The organism is Kitasatospora sp. NPDC059795 (assembly GCF_042732175.1).
In the GTDB taxonomy this organism is placed as follows: Bacteria; Actinomycetota; Actinomycetes; order Streptomycetales; family Streptomycetaceae; genus Kitasatospora.
Genome location: NZ_JBHWID010000062.1, coordinates 1 through 1,117, shown reverse-complemented (window position 1 = coordinate 1,117; position 1,117 = coordinate 1). Strand labels below are relative to the sequence as shown.

Here is a 1,117-nt window from a genome sequence, read left to right as displayed (position 1 = left end):
CACGACGACCAGGCAGGCCACCCTGTGGACCCGCGAGCGCAGCACCGGCAAGATCCTCTCCTACCCGATCAGCAGGAACCCGGCCAAGGACTGCGATTTCGACTTCTCGGCGCTGGCCGACCCCACCAAGGGCACCGTCCTCGCGAGCGGCATCAACCCGGCCGCGTACCCCACCGTCGGCTCGGTCGGTGACCTCACCGGCGACGGCACCCCGGACCTGTACGGGCAGAACTCGGCCGGCCAGCTGACCGTTTGGCCCGGCAAGATCGGCGACGCCGCCGGCCACCCCGGCGTCGTCACCGGCTTCACGGATGTCAACACCGGCGGCGACCTGCGCCCGCCGCTCGCCCGCTACCCGCTCGCCGGCAACGCCAACGACGCCACCGGGCGCAACAACGGCACCGCCACAGGTGACGTCGGCTGGATCGCCACGGGCAAGGCCGAGCCGGCCAACGCCGCCCTGCTCAACGGCACCGCCAGCAACGGCGAGATAGACACGCCCCTGCAGATCGACACCCGGCAGTCGTTCACCGTGAGCGCCTGGGCCCGCGCCGACCAGCTCGACGACGGCGTCGTCCTCAGCCAGGACGGAGCCGGCACCAGCAACTTCATGATCTGGCCCCGCACGGACAACGGCGTCACCAACTGGACGTTCGCCATGGCCACCGCCGACTCCTCCTCCGGCCGGCCCTACGACTACACGAGCGTCTACAACTCCGCCGCCCGCACCCAGCCCGGCGCGTGGACCAAGCTGACGGCGACCTACAACGCCGCCACCAAGCAGATGGCCCTGTTCGTCAACGGCGCTCCCGCCGCCTTCGGCGCCCACAACACGACCATCCCCGCCAGCGGCAAGCTCGTCATCGGCCGCAACCGGGGCAGCAACGCCAACAGCAACTTCTTCAAGGGTGCCGTCGCCGACGTCTCCGTCAGCAACTTCGTCGACACCCTGCCCACCACCCTCAACGGCGGAAGCATCCTCCGCCCGGGCGACACCGTCTACGCCGCCCACACCATGCTGATCATGCAGCCGGACGGCAACCTCGTCCTCTACGCGCTCAACATCCAGAACACCCCCACCGGCCAGGCCCTCTGGGCCACCGGCACCCACGGGAAC

At 70.2% G+C, this 1,117-nt stretch carries 1 protein-coding gene; it reads left to right on the top strand.

Translation table 11 applies throughout. The annotated features are described in order from the left end of the window. On the top strand, nt 1-1,117 hold a 1,117-nt coding region (locus ACFV4P_RS35985), incomplete at both ends, for a LamG domain-containing protein (RefSeq protein ID WP_380477696.1).